A 24155-nucleotide genomic window follows, 5' to 3' on the forward strand; every position below is an offset into this window, starting at 1 on the left:
TGGGCCGCCGCGGGCTTGTTGTCCGCCTTGGTTCGGAGCGCCTGCCCCGGGGTACGGCGCCGCACCCGTACCTGGATGAGGCGGTCTGCCCTGCGGTGGCGGCCAGTTCTGTCCTCGCGTGCCGGACGGCTGACCAGGCCACCCCGGTTGGGGAGGCCGCTGCCCCGGCATCGGCGGACGCTGCGCGCCGGTGCCGCCGTGCTGCGGGCCCGCCCACGGTGCACCGGGCTGCTGCGGCCACGGCTGGTCCGGGCGGTACTGCGAAGGCCGCTGTGGCACTTGGCCCGATTCCCCAGCGCGGGGATCAGGCGTGCCTGCGCGATCACCCGCGCCCGGATGGGGGGCCGGTGTGCTCTGCTGTGCCCGCGCCTTGGGGTCTTCCGGTTCGTCCGGTGGAGTCCACTGTGTCATGTGATCAGTCCCGGTACTTCAGCGTCGGTGGGGCGACCTGGCCGACCGCCTCGGTCAGCCACTTGCCGTAGCTGCCCGCCCAGGAGCCGCTGTTGATCGACTTCTCCAGGACCGCGTTGACGAAGCGGACCATGTCCTCGTTGGCCTTCGGGATGCCGATCCCATACGGCTCCTCGGTGAACCGCGGTCCCACCATCTTCACGTTCGGGTCCTGCGCGACCATGCCCGCCAGGATCGTGTCGTCCGTCGACACCCCGGCGACCTGGCCCTGCTGCAGCATCAGCAGGCAGTCCGACCAGTTGTCCACCGCCACGACGACCGGCGGCGCGGGCGAGTCGCGCAGCTTGTTCAGCGACGTCGAGCCCTTTGTGGCGCAGACACGCTGGCCGCCGAGCTGGTCGACCCCGGTGATCTGCGATGACTTGTCCACCAGCAGCCGCTGGCCCGCGACGTAGTAGATCGCGGAGAAGTTGATGTCGACCCAGCGGGCGCACGTGGCTGTCATGGTTCGCACGACGATGTCGACCTCGCCCTTCTGCAGGGCGGGGATGCGTTCGGCCGAGGTGATGACCTTGAACTGGACCTTGTTCGGGTCGCCGAAGATCGCCGCGGCTATCTCGTGGACGCGGTCGATGTCGAAGCCTTCGATGGTGTTGCTGGTCGGGTTGCGGAAGCCGAACAAGAAAGTGTTCTGATCGACGCCCGCGATCAGGCGGCCGCGGTCCTGGATGGTGCGCATGGTCGACCCGCCCGGCATCGCGCCCGCGGCGGGCAGGCCGCTGGGACGCAGGCTCGCGGCCGGGTCGCACGGCGGGACCTGCGTCGCCGCGCCGGTGGTCGTCGGCGGGTTGACCACGACGCCGACGGGTTCGGGGCGTTGGGCGGAGGCGATCGACGCGAGGTCGACCGGCCTGCCGGTGGCCGAGCAGCCCGCGGCCAGCATGGCGAAGGCCAGCAGGGCGAGACGGCGCTTCATCGGTACTCCCGCAGTCGTTCGCGGATGCCCAAGGCGATCCCGGCCGCGGCGAGCAGCGCGAGGACGGCGACGCCGGGGACGAGCGCGGTGAGGGCCTGGCTTCCGCGTTTGGTCTGGATGAAGAACTCCTCGCGGCCCGCGTTCAGCGCCGTGATCATGTTCTTGTCGAGCTTGCCGAACGCGGTCGCCGCGCTCTCGGGGGCGTTGCCGATGGCCATCGCCACGGCACCTTCGTACTGGCCGCCGTCGTCGAGTTCGCGGATCTTGCGGTGGGCGGCTGCCCACGCGTCGGCGTTCTCGACGGCCTGCTTGACCTCGCCGGACAAGGCAGGGCTGGACGCGAGGCTCTGGGCTTGGCGCAGCAGGTTGCCGCCGCCGTCACCGGTGAAGGTGGGGGCGAGTTCCTTCCATTCCTTCTCGTAGCCGGGGCCGTCGCCGCGGGCCACGAGGGTCAGGGTCTCGTCGGCGCGGCACTTCAGCGAGTTGATCCTGGCCTGCACGAGGACGTCGACCTGGTCGGACCCGTTGCGTTCGCCGTCGGCCACCTGCGCCGAACTGACCAATAGCGCCACCGTCGCCCAGATCAACGCGACCGCCACCGCGATCGACGCGACCAGCAACCCGACGTTGATCAGCCGGTTCGTCTTGCGCGTCAGGTAGAGCTGCGTCGCGACGAGCGCGCCGAGCAGGCCGACCGACAGCAGCAGCGTGAACCACGGGAACGACCGCGCCTCGGCCTGACCGGCTTTGAGCCGGTCGAAGTCGATCGCGTACAGCTTCTCCGCGGCGGGCAGGATCTTCGACCGCATCAGGCCGGACGCCTCGCGCAGGTACGCCGCGCCCGCCGGGAAGCCCTGGCGGTTGTTCGTCCGCGCCGTCTCGACCAGGCCGGTGTAGACCGGCAGCTGCGTCGACAGCACCGTCACCTGCTCCTCGGCCAGCGGGTCACCGCCGACGTCGGCCGACGCCTTGCCCAGGGCCGCGCCCGCCTGGGCGATGTCGTACTCGTAGCGCGCACGCAGGGCCGGGGGCTCGACACCGCCGGAGAGGAACGCGCTGGCCGCGGTCGCGTCGGCGTCGGACAGCGAGCGGTAGATCAGCTGGGCGGCGGCGGTCAGCGGCTCGCGGTAGTCGACGAGGTCGTCGAGGGTGTCCTGCTTGGTCTGCAGGGTCAGGGCGCCGAAGAGGCCGGTGACCAGCGTCAACAGGACCAAGCCCACCGCGATGACCGACAGCCTGCCCGGCGTGGTCGCCGCGGAGCGCGTCACGCGGCGCAGCGGCGAGACGCGCGTGGCCTCGGCGGTCAGCACGGAAACGTCCACGAGGGAACAGTGAACAACACGTACCCGCCCACGACGCCCGCTTTCCCCCGGCGGTTACCTGGCTGTGACGCCAGCTTGGCCTGTGTGGATGAACTTAGTGGCCGTGACCAGCGCTCCGCCAGCTCACGCCCGGCGCAGCGGCGGCCACCGAGCGTCACCGCGCTGTCCTTCTTAAGTTCGGGTTAATCCCCTGATTGCTGCCTGGTTCGCCGCCCCAACCCCTGGGACCGTTGGGATATGACCAGTGACAGCACCATGCAGCACATCGCGACCTTCTGCGGGCAGTGCAGTTGCGGCTGCCCGGAACTGTGGATCGACCCGGACGCCCCCGAGGAGCGCCGCGTCGTCATCACCGACGACTTCGGCCAGCGCGTCCAGATGAGCCTCGGCCAGCTCGCCGACCTCGTCTCCGACATCAAGGAAGGCGTCCTCGACGGTCTCCTGACCGCCAAGTAAGCCCGTGCCCGACTGGCTCGGGTGGCTGCTGACGGCGGCGTTCCTCGGCGTGGCCGCGCACGCGGTCGCCCGGCTTGCAGGCCATGACCAGCGCGTCCGCACCGTCGCCGCCGCGGACGCGCTCATGGCCACCGGGATGGCCGTCATGTGCTCCCCGGTCGGCGGACCGCTGCCGATGGCCGGGTGGCAGACGGTGTTCCTGCTGTTCACGGTGTGGTTCGCGGCGCGCGGCGAGTTCGATCACGCGGTCGCGGGCCTGGCGATGCTCTACATGCTGACCGCGGTTCCGCACTCCGCGCACGCGATGTCGGCCGCGTGGAGCCCGCCGATGGCGGGTGAGGCGGCGCTGCCGCTGCTCGGCTGGGTGTTCGTGGCGTACTTCGTCGTGCAGGCCGCGCGGATCGCGCCGCAGCTGGCCTCAGTCGACCGCAGGCTGGCCGCTGGGTGCCGCGGCGTCATGGCGCTCGGGACCGGCGGGGTGATCGTCGCCCTGCTTTAGCCGCCGGGCGACGAGCAGCGCGCCCAGCATCAGCACGCCGAACAGGCCGAACGCCATCACCGGGGTGTCGAGCAGGTAGCCGACGGCGAAGGACAGCAGCAGCCCGCCCGCGTTGCCGACCATCCACAGCAGCGCGGTGATGGTGCCCGCCGCGACGGGCGCGGTGCGCTCGACCAGCGCGAACGCCACCGGCAGCGCCGAGAGCAGCAGGAATCCGATCGGGACGGCCGCGACGAACCCGGCGCCCGGCGCCACGGCCAGCAGCAGACACGTCGCGCCGACGCCCGCGCCGGTGATCCACAGCGCCGTGCGCTCGGACTGGCGGCGCGCGGCCAGCGACGGGACAACGGCGCAGCCCGCGACCCCGGCCACGAGGATCGTCAGCATCACCAGTCCCGCGACGTCGGCGGGAGTGGGCTTGAGCAGCGGCTCCAGCCAGGTCGCGAGTGAGACGAACACGCCCATGCCGAGGAACACGACCGTGGACAGCACCGGCACCCCGGGCACCCGCCACGCCGCGCGGACCGGCACCTGCGGGACCCGGTCGCCGTGGAAGGGCGGCGCTATCCGCAGGGACGCGAGCGCGAGGACCGCGGTCACCACGCAGATCCCGGTGCCGATGCCGACGACAAGGCCGACGTCGTCCGGGATGGCTGTGCCGACGCCGATCGCGGCGATCATGCCGATGTAGGTGGCTCCGGCGCCGATCGAGATGCCTAGCGGGCGATCGGTCGGCCGCAGATAGCCCGCGGCGACGCGGGTGATGGCGTTGGCGAGGATCGGCTGGGCGACGGCGGCGAGGACCTGGCCGGTCAGGGCGGCCTCGTAGGTGTCGAACACGGTTCGGATGGCCGCGCCCGCCGCGAGCAGCAGGGCGCCGGTGGCGAGCGTCGGGCGGAACCAGCGGTCGAGCGCGAAGCCCGCGGGCACGGCGAGGACGACGAACAGCAGCGGGAAGATGTTGGCCAGCCAGCCGATCGCCTGGTCGGTGACGCCGTAGTGGGCCGCGGCCTTGGTGGTGATGGCGGCGTAGGTCAGCCAGCACACCTGGGTCGCGACGCCGAGCAGGGCGAACGCGGCGACCACGGACCAGCGGGAGCTCGGCATCGGGTCAGTGTGAATCTGATTCATGTCTACGTCAATGCCTTACAGAACCCGAACCTTGTTCTGGCGGTGCTTTTACCCAGACCTGTGAGAGTTGCTCTCAACAGGCCATTCAGGGAGGACATCATGCGGGGAACCAAGTGGGCGGCGGCTGTGGCTGTCGCGGCGAGCATGACTCTTGCGGGCGTCGCGGCGGCCGAGCCCAGCCAGCCGAGCCCGTCAGGGCAGCCGGTCACGGTGACGCTGAGCGCGGAACAGGTGCAGTTCTTGTGCGAGAAGCGGCTGCCCAAGGCGGAGAAGCGGGTCACGAAGCTGTTGGAGCGGATCAACGGGGACGCTGGGACCAAGGGCTCGGTCGCGTGGCTCAAGGCCCGCGCTGAGAAGGAGCGCGCGGCCGGCCGGGAGACCTCGGCGAATCTGCTGGAGGAGAAGGCCGAGCGGCGGGCTGGACGGGTCGAGCAGCTCAACAAGATCAAGGGCTGGGTGACCGACTTCCAGACTCAGCACTGCGGTGCCAAGTGAAGCGGGCGCTGACCATCGCCGCGCTGCTGCTGGCCTGCGTCGCTTGCGACAAGGCCGCCCCGGGCGGCTCGACCCCGACCACGGGCGGCGGGGCGGACATCGACCAGATCGAGTCCACTCTGGACGCCATCGAGTCGGAGATGGCCGGGGACTAAGGTCGGGTTCATGGAGTCTCGCGGCCTCGTCCTTGTCGCCGAGGATGACGCGGCCATCGCCGAACTGGTGACGCTCTACCTGCGCCGCGACGGGTTCGGGGTGCGGGTGGAGTCCGATGGCCGGGCGGCGCTGGCGGCCGCCCGGCAGGTCAAGCCGGTGGCGGTCATCCTCGATATCGGGTTGCCGCTGATGGACGGCATCGAGGTCTGTCGGGCCCTGCGTGCCGAGGGTGACTGGACGCCGGTGCTGTTCGTGACGGCGCGCGACGACGAGGTCGACCGGGTGCTCGGGCTCGAACTGGGTGCCGACGACTACGTGACCAAGCCGTTCAGTCCGCGCGAGTTGGTCGCCCGGGTGCGCACTGTGCTGCGCCGGGCCAACGGGCCCGGCGCGGCCGAGGTGCTCCAGGCAGGCGGCACCCGGCTCGACCTCGGGGCGCGTCGCGTGTGGACGGAGGCGGGCGAGGTGGCGCTGACCTCCACCGAGTTCGACCTGCTCGCCTATCTCATGCGCCGCCCCGGTCAGGTCTTCGAGCGCGCCCAGCTGCTCAGCGCGGTCTGGGGCTACTCCGCGGCCGCCGGGACCAGGACCGTCGACGTCCACGTCGCGCAGCTGCGGGCCAAGCTCGGCGCGTTCAGTCCGATAAGGACAGTGCGCGGCGTCGGCTATTCGGCGGAGCGGCAGTGAGGCGCGGGTCGATCGCGGTTCGGATCACCGCGCTGTGCCTGCTGGTGGCGGGTGTGGTGGCGGTGGTCGGCGGGGTGATCTCGGCGCGGCTGGTCGGGTCGACCGCGCGCGAGGTGACCAGGCAGACCCTCTCCGACCAGGCCGACGTGGTGGCGGGCCAACTCGCCGACAGCAGGCTCGGGCTGCGCAAAGTGGTCGACGTGCTCAGCGGCCAAGGGGTCGCGGTGGTCCAGGTCCGACCCAACGGCAACGTCGTCGGCAACGACGCCACCGCCGAACGCGCCGCCCGGCAGGCGGGGATCACCTCGTTCACCGCACCGGTCCACACGACCGTCGAGATCGGCGACCGGACCCTGCTGGTGGAGCTGCGGCAGGTCGAGGACCGCGGCGCGATCGGGCTGGTCCGGGAGACCGAGACCGCGAAGAACACCGGCCGCAAGCTCGTCGGCAACATCGCGCTCGCGCTGGGCATCGGCTTGGTGGTCGCCGCGGTCGCGGGGCTCATCCTGGCGCGCCTGCTGTCCCGGCCGCTGCGCCGGACCGCCGGGGTCGCCGCGTCGATGAGCCACGGCCGCCGCGATCTGCGGGCGCCGGTCGATGGGCCGCGCGAGGTGGCCGACGTGGCGAGTTCGGTCAACGAACTGGCCGACGCGCTACAGCGCAGTGAAGCCCGGCAGCGCGACTTCCTGCTGTCGGTGTCCCACGAGCTGCGGACCCCGCTGACCGCGGTGAAGGGGTTCGCGGAGTCGCTGGCCGACGGGGTGGTCACCGGGGACGCGGTTCCGGCGGCGGGCCGCACGATCGGCGCGGAGGCCGACCGGCTGGACCGCCTGGTCAGCGACCTGCTCGACCTGGCCAGACTCGGCGCCGACGACTTCCAGCTCGACGTGGTGCCGGTCGATCTGACGGCCCTCATCGCCGACACCGCGACCGTCTGGGAGACCCGCTGCGCGGCGGCGGGCGTGCGATTCTCGGTGGAGTCGGCCCCCGGCCAAGTCTGGGTGCGCGCGGACCCGCGGCGGCTGCGGCAGGTCATCGACGGTCTCGCGGAGAACGCGCTGCGGGTGACCCCGGCCGGGCGGCCGATGGTGCTGTCGCTGTCGGCCGGGCAGGGCGCCGCAGTGATCCAGGTGCGCGACGGCGGTCCCGGGCTCGCGCCGGAGGAGTACCCGGTGGCGTTCGAGCGGGGCGTGCTGAACGCGCGCTACAGCGGGCGGCGGCCGGTGGGCACGGGGATCGGGCTCGCGCTGGTGCACGGCCTGGTCGTGCGCATGGGCGGCGGAATCGACGCGGGCCCCGCCCCGGAAGGCGGGGCCGCGTTCACGGTCCGACTGCCGCTCTGACTACTGCGTCGCTTCTTCGAGGACGCCGTGCAGGGTCTTGATGGCGAGCAGGTCGCCCTCGGTCGACACCGCGTCCAGCGGGACGCGGCGCCACAGCCAGCGCAGCATGACGTCCGGCTCGGCGATCACCGCCGCGTCGAACGCGCCCTCGGTGTCGATCAGGACGCCGGTCGGCCGGAGGTCGACGATCCAGGTCGTCCCACCCGAGCGCACGGCCACGCGCTGGCCGGTCAGTGCGGCCAGGGTGGTGAACTCCTCGGCCTCCTCGACGGAGAAGTAGGCGAGGAAGCGGTGCAGGACCTCGTCGATGCCGTCGATGGCGAGGGCGTCGGGGACCTTCTCGGAGTCGACCCCCGCCGCCAGTTCGGCGTCGATCCGGTGGATCACCGTCTCCTGGGTCATCCGCCGCTGCCAGAACCCGACCGTCTGGTCGTCGCGGTACCAGGTGATGCGCTCGTCGGTCGGGTCCAGTTCGTCGAACTGCTCCAGCAGCGCCTCGTACGAGGAGTCGAGCAGGGCGATCGGATCCTGGCCGCTCACGTCCGGCGGCCACGGGCGTGGGAAGGCGTTGTTCTTCATCGCCGCGGTCTTGTGCTGGTAGACGACGGCGACGTGCTGGACGAGGTCGGTGACCGTCCAGTCCGGACAGGTCGGCACGGGCGCGTCCAACGCCGTCTCAGCCACCGCCCGAAGGCGGATGTAGTCGGCGGCAAGGCAGTCGAGATAGTCCATAAGGCACACCCAAGCACGTCCCGCCGACAGCGCGCCCGCTAATTACCGGCCGCCATCGCCCGGAGCATTTCCTCGGACCAGCCCAGCTCGCCGGAGTCGAAGTCGGCGACGACCCGCCGCAGCCACGCGACCTCGGCCCGGCCGACGGCCTGGGCGTACTCCTCCTCCAGCGTGACGATTCGGGGCAAGCCGAGCGTGGCGAGGACCGCACTGGTCGCGTCCAGCTCGTGCTCCAGGGTGTCGGCCCGCTGCCGCAGCGCGGCGGCGACCTCGGCGGCGCCGAGCACCAGGACCGAGGCGAGCGCGGCGGGGAACTCGGGGAACTCGCGGGCGGGGGTGCTGAGCATCGAGGTGAGCCACTCGCCGAGGGTGTGGCGGCCTTCGTCGGTCAGCTCGTAGACCCGCTTCTCCGGCCGTCCTTCGTCGCGCGCGGTCTCGCGGACGCGGATCAGGCCGACCCGGTCGAGCCGCTCGATCGTCTGATAGACGCTGTTGCGCTGCGCGACGTTGGCGACCCGGTCCTTGCCGCGTTCCAGCAGCAGCTCCCGCATCCGGTATGGGTGCATGGGCGCCTCGGCCAACAACACGAGCAGCACTAGCGCGAGCGGCGATGGCCGGTCGGACCGACTGGGCATGAGATCAGCTTAGCCCCTTGCCACCAGCTAGTCATTTTATGTATGGTCATTTTATGACTTCACAGGTGATCGTCATTGGCGGAGGGATCGCGGGTCCGGTGACCGCGATGGCCCTCCGCGAAGCAGGAATCGACTCGACGGTCTACGAGGCGTACCAGCAGGGAGCCGACGGCGTCGGCGCCTTTCTCGGCCTGGCTCCCAACGGCCTGCGCGCGCTGCGGGTGCTCGGCCTGGACAAGCTGGTGCGGGCCGAGGGCTTCGACAGCCCCGGCATCCGCCTGAAACTGCGCGACCGGACGCTGATGGACGTCGACATGTCGGGCTCCCTGCCCGACGCCCCGATGCCCATCACCCTCAAACGCGCCGACCTCTACCGCGTCCTCCGCGACGAAGCCGTCCGCCGCGGCGTTCCGTTCGAGTACGGCAAACGCCTGGTCGACGCCGAGACCCGGAACGGCGTGGTCACGGCCCGCTTCGCCGACGGCACCACAGCTGTCGGCGACGCCCTGGTCGGGGCGGACGGGCTGCAGTCGCGGGTGCGGACGATCATCGATCCGAACGCGCCCGCCCCCCGCTATGTGCCGTACTTGAACACGGGCGGCTACGCGTCCGGCGTCCGGGTGGACGTCCCGGTCGGCACCACGGAGATGGTCTTCGGCAAGCGCGCGTTCTTCGGCTGCACGCCGAGCCCCGACGGCTCGGTGTGGTGGTTCGCCAATCCGCCACAGCGCACCGAACTCGACCGGTCAGCACTGGCCGCGATCGACTCGAACGAGTGGCGCAAGCGTTTGCTCGCACTGTTCGCCGACGACAACCCCGTGATCGGCGACCTCATCCGCGCCACCCCCGAGATCGCCCCGTGCTGGAGCACCTACGACTTCCCGAACGTCCCGCTCTGGCACCGCGACCACATGGCGATCATCGGCGACGCGGCGCACGCGACCGCACCGTCAGCGGGCCAGGGCGCCTCGATGGCGCTGGAGGACGCCGTCGAACTGGCCCGGTGCCTGCGCGACTTCCCCGAGCCCGACCGCGCGTTCGCCGCGTACGAGACCCTGCGCCGCACCCGCGTGGAACGGGTGGTGGCACAGGGCAAGCGCAACGGGAGCCAGAAGGCACCCGGCGTGCTCGGGCGGATGATGCTGCCGCTGGTCTTCCGGCTCATGCCGAAGCCGGAGCTGAACTGGATGTACGACTACCAGCCCCGGTGAACCGAGCGGGTGGCCTGATCAGCCCCGCGACCGCAGTGCCTCCTCGATTCCGCCCACCCGGTCGGCGAGCAGGCCCACCGCGCCGACCGCGCGGCTCATCGGGTCGTCGCCATCGCCGCCGAGGGCCTGTTCGCGCAGGTAGGCCGCCTTCACGTCGGCCCACCGGGCGGACTGGTCCGGGGTGAGCCGTCCCCTCAGTTCGGCCAGTTTCAGCAGGTTGGCCTCGGCGCCGGAGGTCAGGGTCTGGGCCTCGCCGCGGTAGTGGTCGTCGATGGCGGCTTCCAGCTCGGCGTCGTTCATCACCGGGACGATGCGCTCGGACAGCTTGTTCATGTTGCGGTACGAGCCCTGCAGACCGAACGGCGGCTCGGTGCGCGACGAGTCGGCTTGGGCGGCCGAGGCGATGTAGGCCTGGTTGTTGGCCAGCACCACTTCCTGGACCCGCAGCACTTTCCGCAGCACCGAGACGATGCGCTCGACCTCGACCGACGAGTACGGGTGCGCCAGCTGGTCGGCGCGGACCGACGTGTCGCCCTGCGCCATCCGGACGAACAGGCCGATGTCCGCCCGCTCCCGTGTGGACAGTGGGGCGAGCACCTGGTTCGACGTCAGTGAGTTCTCGACGTAGCTCAGCGCGAAGAGTTCCTCGCGGCCGGACAGCACGTCGCCCAGGTTCCACACGTCGGCGCGGTTGGCGAGCATGTCCGGGACGCGGAAGCGCTTGCCGGACTCGGTGTACGGGTTGCCCGCCATGCACACGGCGAACCGCTTGCCGCGCAGGTCGTAGGTGCGGGTTCGACCCTCCCACACGCCTTCCATCCGCCGCTGCGCGTCGCACAGGGAGATGAACTTCTGCAGCAGCTCCGGGTTGGTGTGCTGGATGTCGTCGAGGTACAGCAGGACGTTGTTGCCCATCTCGAGCCCGAAGTTGATCTTCTCGATCTCCTGGCGGGCGGTGGCGTTGGGCGCGTCGGCCGGGTCGATCGACGTCACGGCGTGACCCAGTGCGGGGCCGTTGACCTTGACGAACACGAGTCCGAGCCGGTTGGCGACGTACTCCATCAGCGTCGTCTTGCCGTAGCCCGGCGGGGAGATCAGCAGCAGCAGACCCATCTGGTCGGTCCGCTTGTCGTCGCCCGCCGCGCCGAGCTGCTTGGCGAGGTTGTCGCCGATCAGCGGCAGGTAGACCTCGTCCAGCAGGCGGTTGCGCACGAACGCGCTCATCACCTTGGGCTGGTACTCGGTCAGCCGCAGCCGCTCCTTCTCCCGCACCACCAGCGCCTCGCGTTTGCGCTGGTAGGCGCGGTAGGCGGGCACACGCTCGGTCCGGAACCGCCGCGTGCGCGCCAGGAACTCGTCCAGGCGCAGCTCCAGCGACCGCTCCGCGATCCGCGGGTGCGAGCCGAGCAGGCCGTCGACCGGGGCCGACAGCGCCGCCGCCGAGTCGTGGCGGGGCAGGTCGGGGCACAGCTCGACGGCCACCGCCTCCGGAAGGTCCACATCGGACAGGCCTGCGGACGCCTGGAACGTCGCCAGCCACGCGTGGACCAGCTGATACCGCGAACCGAGGTCGGCCAGCGCGCGCACGTCCTCGTCGAACTGCGGGCCACACGCGCGGCGGAACTTGTCGACCAAGCCGCGTGCGGCGGCGCTGGTGACGAAGCCCGCGGGCGCGCTCGCCAGTTCCTCGACCAGGTAGTCGCCGACTTCGGCGACCGGCAGCCCGGCCTCGGTCAAGAACGCTGTCGCGGCCTGGGACAGCTCCGCGCTCAGCTCGCCGATCGCGGACACCGGGCCGAACGCCGCGCGGGCGCGGACGAGCGAAGCGGCGCGCACGGTCCACTGCGCGCGTTGGGTCTCGTCGGTGCCGTGCGCCCAGAACAACTGGGCCGCGGCACGCACCGCGGGCGCGTAGCGCAGCAGGCCCGCGGCGGCGTGCAGCCGCAGGAGGACGTCGAGGATCTTGGCGGCGTCGTGGTCGTGCACACCGCGTTCGTAGCCCTCGTCGTAGCGGCTCTCGGCCACGGCCCGGACCGCGTCGAGCAGGCTCGGCGCCTCCAGCAGCGCCACCGGGTCGTGGGTGTCCATAATGGACGCGGCGAGGTGCTCGGCGCGGTAGACCTCGGCGGTCTCCGAGACGAGCAGCTGCGGCCAGAACTCGCTGGTGGCCTGGAAATCCGGGTCGCGGACGGTCGAGCGGTAGTCGGTCCCGGTGACCGCGAACGCCATCGAGCCCTCGTGCGGGACGAGAGTCAGGTCGAGCGGCTGGGTGTTGACCGCGAACGTGTGCTTGCCGAACCGCAGCGTGTCGCCGCCGTCGGTGTAGAGGTCGAGGCGGTCGCGCAGGGACCGCCCGGCCTCCTGCCGCGCGGCCTTGACCCGGCCGTCGAGTTCCTCCGCACGCACCTGGTCGTCGAGTTCGCGCAGGTCGGCGGCCACCGAGCGGAGCTTGGCGACCATCGGGTCGGAGGCGAAGTAGGTGTTGACCTCGTCGATCGACTTCAGGCCAGCGACCCGGCGCTGCACGCTGGCCAGCACCCGGTCGGCGGACTCGACCAGCCGGTCGGCCCGGCGGGCGCGGTCGTCGAGCAGCGCCTGCTTGCGCGAGGAGAACGCCTCGTAGACGTCGGTGCGCTTGGTGCCGAGTTCGGTGAGGAAGTCGTCGAAGTCGCTGAAGCGGGTCTCCAGGTTCTCGACCTGGAGCATGAGCTTGCCGAGTTGCTCGTCGCAGCGCTGCGGGGTGTCGGCGACCGCGAGCGCGCCGGTGATGGCCTGCCCCAGCAGCGCGAACTCGGCGGCGAACGCGGCCCGGCCCTCGACGGCCAGCAGTTCCTTGCGGCGGGCGACGAGCGTGGCGCGGGCGCGGTTGACCCCGGCCAGCACCTCGCCGACGCGCTCCAGGATCGATGTGCGCGCGGTGGCGTCGGCGATGTCGAGCGAGCCGACGACCTCGGTGACGATCTCCAGGCCCTCGGCCTGCGTCGCGAGCTGGTCGCTGACCGGCTCGGCCGCGGCCACGGTGGTGATCGCCTCGGCGTCGGCGACGAGCTTGGCGACCTGCTCGTGGTAGCTCGTGAACGCGTCCGCGCCCTGCAGGAACCCGACCGCCCGCTTGCCCGCGTCGTTCAATTGTTCAACCAGAGAATCGTTCAACGATTCCACAAGTGGACGATCGATGTACCGGACGTCCCGGAGCGTGATCACCCGGCCCTGGACCCGGCGCAGCTCGGCGAGCTGGCCCACCCACGCGTCAGCCGTCTTCGGCGCCTCGCCGCGCACAGTCCGAATCAGGGACGCGACCTGCGCGGACACCTCCGCCAGCGCGTCCGCGGCCTGCTTGGTCAGCGCCGAGACGGTCTCGAACTCGTCGAGCACCTGCTCGGCCGTCGCCCGCACCTGGGCCAGCGGCTCGCGCAGTTCGCCGACATCGAGCCAGTGATAGACGTCGAACACCCGCGCGCAGGCGGCGATCAGCGCCTCGAACACCGCGGTCGACGGCGCCATGTCGCCGATCATGTGGGTCACCGACAGGCAGTCGGAGATCCCGCGCACCAGCTCCGGGTTGCCCACCTTCTCCAGCGGCCCGGTCCCGACCGGCTGCGCCGCGGCGAAGGTGTCGGACAGGTACGGCGTCTGCCACACCTGCATCGTGTGCACCCGCGTCGGCTCCTCCGAGTCGGCCCGGAACACCACCAGCGTGCCGTCGTCGAACAGCGAGTACCCATGGCAGACCAGCGGGTTCGCCACTTCCTTGCGGATCAGGTTGTACGGCAGCAGCAGCGAGCGCCCGTCGCCGCGAGCGTGGAAGACGAACAGCACGTCCTCACCGTTGGGCGAGCGGATGACGCGCTCGTACTCCAGGTCGGTGACGTCGGTGTCGAACGTCTTGTGCACGCCGGTGGCCAGGTAGTAGCCGCCGGGGAAGATCAGGCCGTGGTCCTCCGGCAGCCTGCGGCACGCCTGGCCGATGCCGTCGAGCCGCACCACCGAGCGGGTGTGGGTGTTGAAGACCAGATGCCGCCAGTCGGTCTCCTTGTACGGGCGGACCCGGATGAGGATCAGCGGCCCGACCTGCGCGTACTGCACGTCGGCGTCGGCGAGACTCTGCAGCGGCTCGTCGACCGGCTCGGCGTAGATGCCCTCGCCGGTCTCGGTGTTGTTCTCGACCTTGAGGGTCAGGTCGCCGTTGACGGTCTCGATGAAGACCTTGCCCAGGATCGAGATGTGCGGGAACCGGCCCAGCACGTGGTCGTCCCGGGTCGTCTCGGTCCACTCGAAGTCGTGCGACGGCGGGAAGACGTGGTCGCGCTCGCCTCGATTGTCCTCATAGGACACCGTGCCGTCGACGGCGACCTTCCACCGCAGGACTTTGATGTCCTCGACCCGCGGCCCCGTCTGGAACACCGCGAGCAGCTTGCCCTCGACCCGCCGCAGCTGCAGCAGCCGCGTCTCGCGGTAGTACCGGTACAGCTCGGCGAAGTCGCGCTGGAACTGCTCGTCGCCCAGCAGCGCGGGCAGCTCGGCCTGGTCGAAGCGGAACGCCTCGCCGTCGCGGCTGAACGTGTGCAGGGAGAACACGTCGGTGATCGTGGTCTCGGGCTTGAGCCCGATGAACACGTTGTAGCCGAACACCATCGTCGAGCCGAGCGCGACGATGTCGCGCGGCACGCAGTTGTTCTCGGTGCGGATCCGGTCGGTGCCGATGAGCCGCAGCTCGGTCCCGCCGAAGACACGCAGCCGCTCCTCATTGAGCGCCTTCGCCCGGCGGGCCAGCTCGGCGGCCTGCTCGCCGAGCCGGGCCCGCAGCACCTCATAGGTGCCCGCGTCGAGCGCGGGCACCTTTTCCGTAGTCGTCACCGCTGTGCGGCGGCCAGCGCGGCGACAGGCTGGTCGGCCAGGCCGAGGCGCTGGGCGTGACCGAGCAGCTCACGCAGCGGGCCCGACTCGCCGTTGCCCGAGTTGATCAGCTTGAGCAGCAGCGCGGACACCGTCAGGTTCTTGATGTCGTTGGTGTCGACGGAGCTGAGCAGGGACTTGACGTCGTCGGTGAAGCTGGCCGACCCGTTGAGCCACGGCCCGGCGAGCTGCTGGGCGACCGCAGAGTGGTCCATGAACCCGTCGACGCTCTTGCCGATCGACACCGCGCCCACGATCCGGTCGAAGAACTGGGTCTCGCCGCCGACGATGTCGATGTCGGCCTTCTCCAGGCCCGCGGCCAGCACCATGGCCTGCGCCTCGGCGACCTCGCGCTGGGCCTCGATGCCCTTGATCCGGATCTCCTTCTCGGTCTCCAGCCGCAGGCGGTACTCCTCGTGGCCGCGGGTGGCCTCGTCCATCGCGGCGAGCGCGCCCGCCTTGTCCGCCAGGCCCTCCGCCTCGCCCTTCAGCTTGAACTTGATCGAGTCGGCCTCGACCATGGCCTTCTCGCGCGCGACCGCGGCCTCCGCGCGGCCCACCTTCTCGATGGCGACGGCGTCGCGCTCGCGCACCTGCACGTCGGCCAGGCCCGCCGCGGCGGCCTCGGCCTGGGTGCCCTCGGCGAGGCGGATCTTGGCCCGCGCGTCGAGTTCGGCGGCCTGCTGGCGGGCCTCGGCGAGGACGAGTTCCTCACGCGCCTTGTGCTTGGCGGAAGCCTCGGCGGCCTCGGCGGCCTTGATGTCCTTGACCAGGTTCTCCTGGGCCTCGGCCTCGGCCTGGATGACCAGCGACTGGCGCATCCGCTCGGCCTCCTCGACCGCGCGCAGCCGCTTGATCGCCTCTTCCTGCTCGGCGACGGTCTTGTCGACGGCGATGCGCTCGCGCACGACCTCGGCCACGGCGCGCTTCTCGCCCTCGACCTCCTTGTCGGCGGAGATCCGCGACAGCGAGGTCTCGCGCTCGCGGGCGATGACCTCCAGCATCCGGTCCTTCTCGATGCGCTCGGTCTCGATGGCGATCACGCGCTCGCGGTTCTTCTGCGCCACGGCGATCTCGCGGGCCTGGTTCTCGCCCTGGATGCCCAGCGCCTCGTCGGTGCGCAGCTGGGCGGTGTTGGCCTTGAGGCGTTCCTCGGCCTGCACCTTCAGGATCTCAGCTTCCTCGCGGGCGCGCATCGTCTCGACCTCGCGGCGCTGCTTGATCTCCGCGTCGGCCTTGCGCCGCTCCAGCTCCAGGATGGCCTCCCGCGCGTCGACGTTCTGGCGGGTGATCTCCTTCTCCTCGTTGCGCTGGAACTCGTTGGTGCGGATGTGCTCGATCGCGGTCAGCTCGGTGATCTTGCGGATGCCCTGCGCGTCGAGGATGTTGGCCGCGTCGAGCTGCGACATCGGGGTCTGCTCGAGGTAGTCGATCGCGGCGTCCTCGAGGCTGTAGCCGTTGAGGTCGGTGCCGATGACCCGGATGATCTGGTCGCGGAACTGGTCGCGCTGGGTGTAGAGGTCGACGAAGTCGAGCTGCTTGCCCACGGTCTTGAGCGCCTCGGAGAACTTGGCGTTGAACAGCACCTGCAGGGTGCTCTCGTCGCTGGCGCGCTGCGTGCCGATGGCCTGGGCGACCTTGATGACGTCCTCGGTGGTCTTGTTGACCCGCACGAAGAACGTGATCCGGATGTCGGCGCGGATGTTGTCGCGGCAGATCAGGCCCTCGGTGCCCGCGCGGTTGATCTCGATGGTCTTGACCGAGATGTCCATGATCTCGGCCTTGTGCAGCACGGGAAGCACGATCGCGCCGGTGAACGTCACGTAGACGTTCTTCACCTTGGACACGATCAGCGCCTTGCCCTGCTCCACCTTGCGGAACAGCCTGCTGATCATGAAGATCAGCACGACGACGACGAGCAGGACCACGCCGAGCACGATCACAAGGCCGGTGGAGATCGGTTCCATCGTTCTGCAGCCCCTCAGTTTCCGGTGAGCGAAGAGTCGACGGGCGAGATCCAGAAGAACTCGCCGTCGGGGTCGTAGTCGTAGATCACGGCGGTGTCTCCCGCGCCCAGCGCGTCGTCGCCCGCCTTGCGGACCTGGATGACCGCGGACGAGCCGTCGGCGGCGGTCACCTCGGCCTGGCCGAAGGTTTCGTCGACCTGGCCGGTGCGCACCACGCAGGTCCGGCCGAGGAAGTCGGCGCGCGAGGCGCCCGCGTGCTCGGGGAACATCCGGTGCAGCGGCGCCATGGCCAGACGCGTGACGAGCAGGCCGACCAGCAGTGCCCCCAGGAGCACGCCGAATGACAGCGCGGTGGTCAGCGGGCCGCCGAGCCCGGCGTCGACCAGGAACACGGTGCCGACCAGCGCGGCGAACCAGGCGACGAGGACGAGCAGCGACACCGCGATGGTGAGCGGGACGCCGCCGAGACCGAACGCGTCGGTGTCCACGACGTCCATTTCGGACACTCCAAGCGCGACGACGATCCAGTACAGGATCACCGCCGCGAGGAGGAAAGTGAAGAGAACAACGGGGAAGCGGAGAGTCGTCGCGACGAACTCACCCATCGATCGCCCCCAGAAGACGCTGTAGTTGCAGGCACCCTACCGGCCACGTCCTGGGGCAGTTCGCGTTTCTCGGACATTTCGTGACGGGCGGGGCCTGCACGAACGGCGGAGAATCGAACGGTCACGCTAAGTTGGTGTTACGAGAAGTAACAGTTACTTGCTATCATACCCACCACCTGCTGCAGATTGAGGTGGCTGACATGCTGCTGGCGCACCCGGGAACGCCCCCGCCCGCGGGCGGCGCGCCCGTCGACCAGATCCTGATCGCGCTCGGGATGTTCCTCGTCGTGTTCATCCCACTCGTGGTCTTCGCGGTGCGCGAGCGCACCGGCAAGCGGACCGTCATCGGCAGACTCGCCGACTACAGCGAGCGGCTGACCGGCCTGCCCCGGTGGGCGCCGATCCCGCTGGTGATCGCCTTCGCCTCCGGCATCTCGGCACTGGTCGGCGTCTACTGGGACGTGCCGATCCACATGGAACTCGGCCGCGACGAAGGCCCGCTGGCCAACCCGTCGCACTACCCCATCTACTTCGGCCTCGTCGGCATCATGTGCTCCGGCGCCATCAGCGGCGCGCTGGCCACCCGCGACCTGCCCGCCAGGGCGCTGCGGATCGGACCGGACATCCGGGTGCCCCGCGGCAGCGTGCTGATGTTCGCCACCGGCTCGGTCGCGCTGACCGGCTTCCCCCTCGACGACGTGTGGCACCGGCTGTTCGGCCAGGACGTCACCGAGTGGGGCCCGACCCACGTGCTGATGATCTGCGGCGCGATCACCGTCGTCATCGGACTGCAGCTGCTGCTGGCCGAGGCCCGCCAGGTCAAGGGCGACAGCGACTGGACCCGCTGGCTGGGCGTGCTGCTCGCGGGCGCCTGGCTGATGGGCACCTCGGCGATGCTGATGGAGTTCGACCTCGGCGTCCCGCAGTTCCCGATGCTGAGCCACGTCGGCCTGGTCGCGCTGACCACGACCTGGACGATGGTCGTCGGGCGATCGGCGTTCGGCAAGGGCGGTGCGCTGCTGGTCGTGCTGGTGCTGCTGGTCAGCCGACCGTTCTTCGTGGCGGTCCCGTTCGCGCTCGACTTCCACACCGCCGTGCTGCTGCCGTGCATCGCCGAGGCCGTGATCATCGAGGTCGTCGCGCTGTTCATCCGGCCCGGCTACCGCTTCGGCATCGCCGCCGGACTCGGTGTCGGCACCCTGGGCGTGCTCGCCGAGGCCCAGTTCAGCCGGTGGATCATGCCCGACCCGTGGCCGACGTCGATGCTGCCCGACGCGCTGCTCGTCGGCACGCTGTGCGCGGTCGGCGGCGGCCTGATCGGCGCCTGGCAGCAGCAGCGGATCACCGAGATCGCCCACCCGGACGCGCCCCGGCCGCAGGGCTTCGCCCGCCGCCACGCGCTCGGCTTGGCGGGTGCGCTCGGCGTCGTGGCCGCGCTCGGCACGGTCATCCCGCCGCAGGACCCTGGCCCGAACTGGTCGGCCGACATCCAGCTCACCGAGTCGGCCACCGGCCTGCCCATCGCCCACCCGAAGGAAGGCGAGCAGCGCTGGGTCAACGCCACGGTGCGGATCACCCCGGCCGAGGTCACCAAGGACGCGGTGTGGCTCAACGGGTTCTCCTGGCAGGGCGGCGGGTTCAACTCCGCGCCGCTGATTCCGCTGGGCGACGGCACCTACCGGACGAGCGAGCCGCTGCCGGTCTACGGCGAGTGGAAGTCGGGCATCCGGCTGCACACCGCCGACCGCGTGCTCACCCTCGCGCCGATCTACGCCCCGGCCGACCCGGCGGCGAACGCGTCCTCGATCCGCGCGATCGACGGCGCGCACCAGTTCATCCCCGAGATCGAGTTCCTCCAGCGGGAACGCAAGTCCGACACCCCCGCGGTGCTGTGGACGACGGCCTACGTGTTCGTCGGCGGCGTGTTCGCGCTGGCGTGGGCCCTGTTCGCGTGGCTATACGCGTCGGCGGCACAGGCCGAACGACTGCCCGAACGGCCGTCCCGACGGCGCGACGAGGCATCGACGCTGGAGGCATGACCGAAGCACTGGACAAACTCGACCAGGAGACCCGGGACCGATTCTTCGAGTACCTCGGCGTCAGCGACGTGTCCGAGCTGTCGTCCACGGACCAGAACCACGACGAGGTACTCGTGTTCTTCGAGGAGCAGGTCGGTGCCCTGATGCAAGAGCTCGAAACGGTGCGGACCAGACTCGACTACCTGCTGGAGCAGCTGCCGCAATACATCCAGCAGGCGGGAGGGGAGCTGTGAACCCGCAGGGAGACATCAACGACCTGCCCCCGGAACTGCAGACGGTGTTCATGGAAATGCTCAGCCCGGCGGACATCATCAGTCTCGCCACCCTGGCCCGCAATCACAACACCGCCGTGACCGCACGCAGGCGCCTGGCGGCGATGCACGCGGCCTCGCTGTCGGGGCAGACACTGACCAACCAGCTCATCGCCGAGTACCACGCGTTGCTCTACGACTACTGACTCAGTCGGGCAGGGAGCGCTCGATCGCGTCGAGCAGTGGGGCCACCCGGTAGGGGATCTGGTCGGTCATCGCCACGGCTGTCGAGCTGCGGATCACGCCGCGGCAGGCCAGCACGGAGTTGATCACCTCGTGCAGGTGGCGGTTGCTGCGCGCGGCGACCCGGACCAGCAGGTCGCCGTCGCCCGCGATGCCGTGGGCTTCGAGGACGTAGGGCACCTGCACCAGGTCGTCGATGGCCGAGCCGAGGCGGCCCTGCGCGACCTGGATCGTCAGGAAGGCCGTCACCTCGACACCCAGCTCGGTGTAGTCGACGGCCCGGCCGCGCAGGCCGACCACGCCCTGCCGCTCCAGCCGGGCGACCCGGGCGTGGGCGGTGTTGCGGGCGACGCCGAGGCGTTCGGCCAGCTCAGTGATGCCGATGCGCGGGCTGGCCACCAGCTCGCGGATGACCCGCAGGTCGAGGCGGTTCCAACTGCCCATGCCGCTCAACCTCCCTTGATCACCCGGGCATCTTTTGCGCAGATCGCTCAACTTTCCCCCCAGAGTCTTGCACAGCGCTCACCTTGAATCGTTTGCTTGCCCGCGACGCGCAGGCGCGAGAACAGAGGTGACGGCCATGACAGTGCTGGTTGAGGGGTACAGCCCTGCCGAGGTCGTCGGCGCCACCTCGGGGCGCGGGGCGATGACCGGCGTGCAGGCGCTGGGCAAGCTCCTGCTCGACCAGCACCGCGCCGACCAGGCTCGCGGCTGGCGCACCGCGGGCCTCGTCTCCGGCTACCGCGGCTCACCGCTGGCCGGGCTTGACATCGTCCTCGACCGCAACGCCAAACTGCTGGCCGAGCACGACATCAAGTTCATCCCGGGCGTCAACGAGGAGCTGGGCGCGACCGTCGTCTACGGCTCGCAGCTCGCCCCGCAGCTGCCCGATCCGCGCTTCGACGGCGTCTTCGGGCTCTGGTACGGCAAGGCGCCCGGGCTCGACCGGTCGGTCGACGCGATCAAGCACGCCACCTGGATGGGCACCACCCCGCGCGGCGGCGTGCTGTGCGTGGTCGGCGACGACCCGGCGAGCAAGTCGTCGTCGCTGCCGTCGAACTCGACGATGGCGCTGGCCGAGACCCTGCTCCCGGTGCTGGCGCCGGTCGACGTGGCCGACGTGATCCGGCTCGGCCGCTTCGGCTTCGAGCTGTCGCGGTACAGCGGCGCGTGGACCGGGTTCACGATCGTCACCAACATCGGCGACGCCTACGAGATCATCGACCTGGGCGCGGCGCCGGAGATCGTCATTCCGGAGTTCTCGTGGGACGGTCGCCCATGGCGTCCGACCTACAAGGCGGGCGTCGGCATCCCGGAGGCGCTGGCGCTGGAGCGCGAGGTGCTCGACGGCAGGCTGGCCGCGGCGGTGGCGTTCAGCGCGGCGAACGGGCTGAACGTGATCGAGGGCGCGGTCGCCGACGCCCGCATCGGCCTCGTCGCCTCCGGCCACAACTACGCGTGCCTGCGCGACGCGCTCGACCGGCTCGGCCTGGACGAGGGCGCGCTGGTCCGGCGGGGTATCCGCATCCTGAAGCTCGGCATGGTCCACCCGATCGACCGTGACCTCCTGTTCCGCTTCGCCGACGGGCTCGATGAGCTGGTCGTGGTCGAGGACAAGCGCGCGTTCGTGGAGACGCTGGTCAAGGAAGCCCTGTTCGACCGGGCCGTCCGGCCGCGCGTCTACGGCAAGCAGGGCCCGGAGGGCAAGCAGCTCATCCCGGTGACCGGGTCGCTCGACGCCGACCGGCTCGTGCAGTCGCTCGGCCGCTTCCTCGCCGACCGGGTCGGCCGCGAGCACGTCGACCTGCGGCACCCGGCGTTCAAGCCGCGGCTGCCCGCGCTGTCGCTGACCCCGGTCAACCGGACGCCGTTCTTCTGCTCCGGCTGCCCGCACAACCGCTCCACCGAAACCCCGGACGGCTCGCTCGCCGGCGCCGGGATCGGCTGCCACGCGCTGACCACGTTCATGGACCGCAGCGTCGGCTTCACCCAGATGGGCGGCGAAGGCGTCAGCTGGGTGGGTGCCGAGCCGTTCACCGACACGGCGCACTTCTTCCAGAACCTCGGTGACGGAACGTTCTTCCACTCCGGCAGCCTCGCGATCCGCCAGGCCGTCGCGGCGGGCACGAACATCACGTTCAAGCTGCTCTACAACGCCGCCGTGGCGATGACCGGCGGCCAGCACGCCGACGGGTCGGTCGACCCGGCCGCGGTCACCCGGATGCTGCACGCCGAGGGCGTCGCCCGGATCGTCGTGGTCACCGACCAGCCGCGGAAGTACCCGCGCCGCACCAAGTGGGCGCCGGGCGTCCGCGTGCGCCACCGCGACGACCTCGACGCCGTCCAGCGCGAACTGCGCGACACCCCGGGCGTGACGGTGATCGTCTACGACCAGGAGTGCGCCGCGGAGAAGCGCCGCAAGCGCAAGCGCGGGCTGGCGCCGGACCCGGTGACCCGGGTGCACATCAACGAGTCGGTGTGCGAGGGCTGCGGCGACTGTGGACAGAAGTCCAACTGCCTCAGCGTCGAGCCGGTCGACACCGAGTTCGGCCGCAAGACCCAGATCGACCAGACGTCGTGCAACAAGGACTACTCGTGCCTGCTCGGCGACTGCCCGTCGTTCCTGACCGTCATCCCCGGCAAGGGCAAGAAGCGCCTCGACCGGCCAGAACTCCCGTCCGGCCAGCCTGAACCCGCGGCACGGCCGGACGTGGCGAACCTCGTGCTCGTCGGCATCGGTGGCACCGGCGTGGTCACCACCAACCAGGTGCTCGCGACCGCCGCGCTGATCAGCGGGCTCGACGCGCGGGCGCTCGACCAGACCGGGCTCAGCCAGAAGGCGGGCGCCGTGGTCTCACACCTGCGCATCACCGCTGGTCAGAGCACCGCGCCCGGCCTCGTCCCGGCCGGGACCGCCGACGGCTACCTCGTGTTCGACGCGCTGGCGGCGGGCACCGAGCCGAACCTGTCGCGCTGCTCCGAGGACCGCACCGTCGCGATCGTGTCGACCTCCGAGGTGCCCACCGGCCGGATGGTGACCGACCCCGCGGTCGGCTACCCGGGCCGCGACGACCTGCTCGGCAAGATCACCGGCCGGACCAAGTCCGTGCACGCCTTCGACGCCCTCGACCTGGCCGAACGCCTCTTCGGCAACACCGCGGCGGCCAACTTCCTGGTCGTCGGCGCGGCCTACCAGGCCGGGCTGCTGCCGCTGACCGCCGAGGCGATCGAGAAGGCCATCGAGATCAACGGCGTCGGCGTGGCCACCACGATCCAGGCGTTCCGCGCCGGTCGGCAGTGCCTGATCGACCCGACGTGGCTGGACAAGCCGGTGGCCAAGGTCGAGGGGACCGAGCTGGAGCGGCTGCTCGCGGTGCGCGTGCCCGAGCTGACCGCCTATCAGAACGCCGCCTACGCCGAGCGGTACACCGACCTGGTGTCCACGGTGGAGGCCGCCGAGCTGATGCTGGGCACGCCGGGGACGCTGACCCAGGCCGTGGCGCGCAATCTGTTCAAGCTGATGGCATACAAGGACGAGTACGAGGTGGCGCGGCTGCACCTCGACCCGGCGGTGCGCGAGTCGGTCGAGGAGAAGTTCGGCGCCGGGGCCCTCATCGGCTACCAGCTGCACCCGCCGATGCTCCGGGCGATGGGGATGAAGCGGAAGATCACGCTCAAGCGGTCGGCCAAGCCGATGTTCGCGGTGCTGCGTGCTCTGCGCGGGCTGCGGGGGACCGCGTTCGACCCGTTCGGCTACGCCCACCTGCGTAAAGTCGAGCGCGCGCTGATCGAGGAGTACAGCGCGATGGTCGCGCGGCTGGTGTCGTCGGTGACCCTGGAGAACTACGCGACGGCATGCGAGCTGGCCGCGGCGCCCGATCTCGTCCGGGGCTACGAGGAGATCAAACTCGCCTCAGTGGAGCGCTACCGGGCGCGGGTCGCGGACCTCACGGCGCAGATGGTCGCTTCCGATGATGTGAGTGAAATGGCAACTGTGAATCCTGTCGCAGCGTCATAACTTCGCCAAAGCTCCCTCTCCTAAGGGTGACAGCTCGTTCACCCGATGGTGCAAGCCGTCACTGGTTGCGCATTCATGAGAG

General features: G+C 70.5%; 20 protein-coding genes. 11 read left to right on the plus strand and 9 right to left on the minus strand.

The features are described from left to right. Positions 1-415: 415 nt before the first annotated feature. Together ACSHT8_RS21530 and ACSHT8_RS21535 are read right to left on the minus strand one after the other, a co-directional pair. Positions 416-1387, minus strand: a complete 972-nt coding sequence (locus ACSHT8_RS21530) for a glutamate ABC transporter substrate-binding protein (RefSeq protein ID WP_436492708.1) — start codon at positions 1385-1387, stop codon at positions 416-418. Next, positions 1384-2709 carry a hypothetical protein gene (locus ACSHT8_RS21535; protein WP_436492709.1) on the minus strand — a complete coding sequence of 442 codons (1326 nt, stop codon included), beginning with the start codon at positions 2707-2709 and terminating at the stop codon, positions 1384-1386. The genes ACSHT8_RS21530 and ACSHT8_RS21535 overlap by 4 nt, the downstream gene beginning before the upstream one ends. 237 nt (positions 2710-2946) lie before the next feature. On the opposite strand from ACSHT8_RS21535, the gene ACSHT8_RS21540 reads away from it, so the two are divergent. Together ACSHT8_RS21540 and ACSHT8_RS21545 are read left to right on the plus strand one after the other, a co-directional pair. Further along, entirely contained in the window at positions 2947-3165 is a 219-nt protein-coding gene (locus ACSHT8_RS21540) for a hypothetical protein (RefSeq protein WP_436492710.1), read from the plus strand. 4 nt (positions 3166-3169) lie between these two features. After that, on the plus strand, positions 3170-3664 hold the full coding sequence (locus ACSHT8_RS21545; protein WP_436492711.1) for a DUF5134 domain-containing protein: 495 nt from the start codon (positions 3170-3172) through the stop codon (positions 3662-3664). On the opposite strand, the gene ACSHT8_RS21550 is transcribed toward ACSHT8_RS21545, so the two are convergent. Next, the gene (locus ACSHT8_RS21550; RefSeq protein WP_436492712.1) at positions 3584-4771 is read right to left on the minus strand and encodes an MFS transporter; all 1188 of its coding nucleotides are present in this window, start codon (positions 4769-4771) and stop codon (positions 3584-3586) included. The genes ACSHT8_RS21545 and ACSHT8_RS21550 overlap by 81 nt on opposite strands. Positions 4772-4894: 123 nt before the next feature. On the opposite strand from ACSHT8_RS21550, the gene ACSHT8_RS21555 reads away from it, so the two are divergent. The 4 genes from ACSHT8_RS21555 to ACSHT8_RS21570 are packed head-to-tail and all read left to right on the plus strand — an operon-like array spanning position 4895 to position 7476. Continuing rightward, the gene (locus ACSHT8_RS21555; protein ID WP_436492713.1) at positions 4895-5290 is read left to right on the plus strand and encodes a hypothetical protein; all 396 of its coding nucleotides are present in this window, start codon (positions 4895-4897) and stop codon (positions 5288-5290) included. Next, positions 5287-5445, plus strand: a complete 159-nt coding sequence (locus tag ACSHT8_RS21560) for a hypothetical protein (RefSeq protein WP_436492714.1) — start codon at positions 5287-5289, stop codon at positions 5443-5445. The genes ACSHT8_RS21555 and ACSHT8_RS21560 overlap by 4 nt, the downstream gene beginning before the upstream one ends. A 10-nt stretch (positions 5446-5455) precedes the next feature. Further along, a complete protein-coding gene (locus tag ACSHT8_RS21565; protein ID WP_436492715.1) occupies positions 5456-6133 on the plus strand; it encodes a response regulator transcription factor in 678 nt (225 codons plus the stop codon). Further along, positions 6130-7476 (plus strand): sensor histidine kinase, encoded by a 1347-nt coding sequence (locus ACSHT8_RS21570; RefSeq protein ID WP_436492716.1) that lies wholly within the window; start codon positions 6130-6132, stop codon positions 7474-7476. Before ACSHT8_RS21565 ends, ACSHT8_RS21570 begins: the two co-directional genes overlap by 4 nt. Here ACSHT8_RS21570 and ACSHT8_RS21575 read toward each other — a convergent pair whose 3' ends face one another. Further along, a complete protein-coding gene (locus tag ACSHT8_RS21575) occupies positions 7477-8208 on the minus strand; it encodes a maleylpyruvate isomerase family mycothiol-dependent enzyme (protein WP_436492717.1) in 732 nt (243 codons plus the stop codon). 38 nt (positions 8209-8246) lie between these two features. After that, positions 8247-8843, minus strand: coding sequence for a PadR family transcriptional regulator (locus ACSHT8_RS21580; protein WP_436492718.1), 597 nt, complete (start codon positions 8841-8843; stop codon positions 8247-8249). Between the two features lie 53 nt (positions 8844-8896). On the opposite strand from ACSHT8_RS21580, the gene ACSHT8_RS21585 reads away from it, so the two are divergent. Further along, complete coding sequence (locus tag ACSHT8_RS21585) at positions 8897-10054, plus strand: FAD-dependent oxidoreductase (RefSeq protein WP_436492719.1); 1158 nt, start codon at positions 8897-8899, stop codon at positions 10052-10054. 18 nt (positions 10055-10072) lie between these two features. On the opposite strand, the gene ACSHT8_RS21590 is transcribed toward ACSHT8_RS21585, so the two are convergent. Genes ACSHT8_RS21590 through ACSHT8_RS21600 form a run of 3 tightly spaced genes read right to left on the minus strand, consistent with a single transcriptional unit; the run spans position 10073 to position 17522 of the window. Continuing rightward, entirely contained in the window at positions 10073-14911 is a 4839-nt protein-coding gene (locus ACSHT8_RS21590) for a DNA repair ATPase (RefSeq protein WP_436492720.1), read from the minus strand. After that, positions 14908-16917 (minus strand): flotillin family protein, encoded by a 2010-nt coding sequence (locus tag ACSHT8_RS21595; RefSeq protein ID WP_436492721.1) that lies wholly within the window; start codon positions 16915-16917, stop codon positions 14908-14910. The genes ACSHT8_RS21590 and ACSHT8_RS21595 overlap by 4 nt, the downstream gene beginning before the upstream one ends. A 14-nt stretch (positions 16918-16931) precedes the next feature. Next, positions 16932-17522, minus strand: coding sequence for a hypothetical protein (locus tag ACSHT8_RS21600; RefSeq protein WP_436492722.1), 591 nt, complete (start codon positions 17520-17522; stop codon positions 16932-16934). A 200-nt stretch (positions 17523-17722) separates the two neighbouring features. Here ACSHT8_RS21600 and ACSHT8_RS21605 point away from each other — a divergent pair, with 200 nt between their 5' ends. Genes ACSHT8_RS21605 through ACSHT8_RS21615 form a run of 3 tightly spaced genes read left to right on the plus strand, consistent with a single transcriptional unit; the run spans position 17723 to position 20018 of the window. Beyond that, positions 17723-19561: a hypothetical protein gene (locus ACSHT8_RS21605; RefSeq protein WP_436492723.1), complete on the plus strand. Its 1839-nt coding sequence runs from the start codon at positions 17723-17725 to the stop codon at positions 19559-19561. After that, positions 19558-19794, plus strand: a complete 237-nt coding sequence (locus ACSHT8_RS21610; protein ID WP_436492724.1) for a hypothetical protein — start codon at positions 19558-19560, stop codon at positions 19792-19794. Before ACSHT8_RS21605 ends, ACSHT8_RS21610 begins: the two co-directional genes overlap by 4 nt. Continuing rightward, entirely contained in the window at positions 19791-20018 is a 228-nt protein-coding gene (locus tag ACSHT8_RS21615) for a hypothetical protein (protein WP_436492725.1), read from the plus strand. Before ACSHT8_RS21610 ends, ACSHT8_RS21615 begins: the two co-directional genes overlap by 4 nt. Before the next feature lies 1 nt (position 20019). Here the strand turns inward: ACSHT8_RS21615 and ACSHT8_RS21620 are convergent, their stop codons facing one another. Next, positions 20020-20499, minus strand: a complete 480-nt coding sequence (locus ACSHT8_RS21620; protein ID WP_436492726.1) for an Lrp/AsnC family transcriptional regulator — start codon at positions 20497-20499, stop codon at positions 20020-20022. A gap of 136 nt (positions 20500-20635) precedes the next feature. On the opposite strand from ACSHT8_RS21620, the gene ACSHT8_RS21625 reads away from it, so the two are divergent. Further along, on the plus strand, positions 20636-24073 hold the full coding sequence (locus ACSHT8_RS21625; protein WP_436492727.1) for an indolepyruvate ferredoxin oxidoreductase family protein: 3438 nt from the start codon (positions 20636-20638) through the stop codon (positions 24071-24073). The last annotated feature ends 82 nt before the right edge of the window (positions 24074-24155 follow it).

Origin of the sequence: Actinokineospora sp. HUAS TT18 (genome assembly GCF_051364635.1) — a bacterium.
In the GTDB taxonomy this organism is placed as follows: Bacteria; Actinomycetota; Actinomycetes; order Mycobacteriales; family Pseudonocardiaceae; genus Actinokineospora.

Bases quoted from the DNA above. Each gene is read 5' to 3' on its own strand.
- ACSHT8_RS21530 (WP_436492708.1), bottom strand. From the start codon at position 1,387: ATGAAGCGCCGTCTCGCCCTGCTGGCCTTCGCCATGCTGGCCGCGGGC.
- ACSHT8_RS21540 (WP_436492710.1), top strand. From the start codon at position 2,947: ATGACCAGTGACAGCACCATGCAGCACATCGCGACCTTCTGCGGGCAG.
- ACSHT8_RS21550 (WP_436492712.1), bottom strand. From the start codon at position 4,771: ATGCCGAGCTCCCGCTGGTCCGTGGTCGCCGCGTTCGCCCTGCTCGGC.
- ACSHT8_RS21555 (WP_436492713.1), top strand. From the start codon at position 4,895: ATGCGGGGAACCAAGTGGGCGGCGGCTGTGGCTGTCGCGGCGAGCATG.
- ACSHT8_RS21565 (WP_436492715.1), top strand. From the start codon at position 5,456: ATGGAGTCTCGCGGCCTCGTCCTTGTCGCCGAGGATGACGCGGCCATC.
- ACSHT8_RS21575 (WP_436492717.1), bottom strand. From the start codon at position 8,208: ATGGACTATCTCGACTGCCTTGCCGCCGACTACATCCGCCTTCGGGCG.
- ACSHT8_RS21580 (WP_436492718.1), bottom strand. From the start codon at position 8,843: ATGCCCAGTCGGTCCGACCGGCCATCGCCGCTCGCGCTAGTGCTGCTC.
- ACSHT8_RS21585 (WP_436492719.1), top strand. From the start codon at position 8,897: ATGACTTCACAGGTGATCGTCATTGGCGGAGGGATCGCGGGTCCGGTG.
- ACSHT8_RS21595 (WP_436492721.1), bottom strand. From the start codon at position 16,917: ATGGAACCGATCTCCACCGGCCTTGTGATCGTGCTCGGCGTGGTCCTG.
- ACSHT8_RS21600 (WP_436492722.1), bottom strand. From the start codon at position 17,522: ATGGGTGAGTTCGTCGCGACGACTCTCCGCTTCCCCGTTGTTCTCTTC.
- ACSHT8_RS21605 (WP_436492723.1), top strand. From the start codon at position 17,723: ATGCTGCTGGCGCACCCGGGAACGCCCCCGCCCGCGGGCGGCGCGCCC.
- ACSHT8_RS21610 (WP_436492724.1), top strand. From the start codon at position 19,558: ATGACCGAAGCACTGGACAAACTCGACCAGGAGACCCGGGACCGATTC.
- ACSHT8_RS21620 (WP_436492726.1), bottom strand. From the start codon at position 20,499: ATGGGCAGTTGGAACCGCCTCGACCTGCGGGTCATCCGCGAGCTGGTG.
- ACSHT8_RS21625 (WP_436492727.1), top strand. From the start codon at position 20,636: ATGACAGTGCTGGTTGAGGGGTACAGCCCTGCCGAGGTCGTCGGCGCC.